Below are 1,110 nucleotides of genomic sequence, written 5' to 3' on the forward strand. Positions count from 1 at the left end.
GTATGGCGACAGCCATCCTTCGGCGATGAAGCTGTGCCCGCGCACCACTGAACTGGTGCAAGGCATTGGTTCGATCAAGGCAGCGATGTTCGCCGAATTGCCACCGGGTTCCCGATTGGTTCGGCACCGCGATCCTTATGCCGGGTCCTATCGTTATCACCTAGGCCTGGAAACACCGAACGATGCCGGCTGCTTTATCAATGTCGATGGCGAGAATTACCACTGGCGCGATGGCGAAGCGGTGATGTTCGACGAAACGTTCATTCATTATGCGGAAAACACCACGCAACAGAACCGAATCATTCTGTTCTGTGACGTCGAGCGTCCGATGAAATATCGCTGGGCGGCGGCGTTCAATGGCTGGTTCAGCCGCAATGTAATGTCCGCGGCAGGCGCGCCAAACGAAGAGGGYGACAGGACGGGTGGCATCAACCTTTTATTCACCAGAGTCTACAAATTTCGCCTGCGGGCCAAAGCGCTGAAGAAAACCAATCGCAAACTTTACTATTTTGGGAAGTGGGGAATTTTCGGTGGGTTGCTGGCGGTGTTTGTCCTGATCTGAGTTATGTGTTGTGGCGGATTAAGCTTGCTCGTGATGGGGCCATGACAGTCACCACCGGATATGCTCCTGGGCATACAAGGCTTCAAACAAAGGCGCTTTTTCAGCGCCCTTGGTTGATTCCTTTGTTTTGACGAGTTGTCTTCCATCACTGTCACAGGAACTATAGAACTTACATTGCTTTTTTAACTTTCTCCCATTCAGCTTTGAGCTTGGTCAGAAAGGAAGCCTTTGGTTCTTTGCTACAAACTTGAACCAACGCAGGTGTAACGGCAGCGATACCATCCACATCCACCACCTCATCTTCCACCTTGCCCTTGCGGCTCACTACCTCCCCAATACCCACTGCGGTAGGTCGGAAGCTTTCATCTACGGAAAGAAAGTCTTCACAGGTCCACGTTGAAACAGGTTTTTTTCCCGTACTTCCAGCGGCCATGGCCATTGAACTGGCGGCTAGCATCAGCGCGGCTATAACGAGCATTTTGCGTTGCATTATTGAATCCTCTGTTAATTAAATAATAACAACGAGGGGTTTTGTTTCTCACGATGCC

Annotated in this window: 2 protein-coding genes; one reads left to right on the plus strand and one right to left on the minus strand. The window is 51.0% G+C overall.

Features of this window, described 5'->3' with window-relative positions:
- The coding region (locus tag AC1DRJ_RS28985; protein ID WP_477805152.1) for an aspartyl/asparaginyl beta-hydroxylase domain-containing protein at nt 1-562 on the plus strand (562 nt) is incomplete at its 5' end.
- A gap of 169 nt (nt 563-731) precedes the next feature.
- On the opposite strand, the gene hdeA is transcribed toward AC1DRJ_RS28985, so the two are convergent.
- Nucleotides 732-1,052 carry an acid-activated periplasmic chaperone HdeA gene (gene hdeA, locus AC1DRJ_RS28990; protein WP_477805153.1) on the minus strand — a complete coding sequence of 107 codons (321 nt, stop codon included), beginning with the start codon at nt 1,050-1,052 and terminating at the stop codon, nt 732-734.
- Nucleotides 1,053-1,110: the final 58 nt, after the last annotated feature.

The organism is Pseudomonas sp. P5_B2 (genome assembly GCF_056400445.1).

Excerpts from the sequence above, each read along its gene's own strand:
- hdeA (WP_477805153.1), bottom strand. The coding sequence starts at position 1,052 with ATGCAACGCAAAATGCTCGTTATAGCCGCGCTGATGCTAGCCGCCAGT.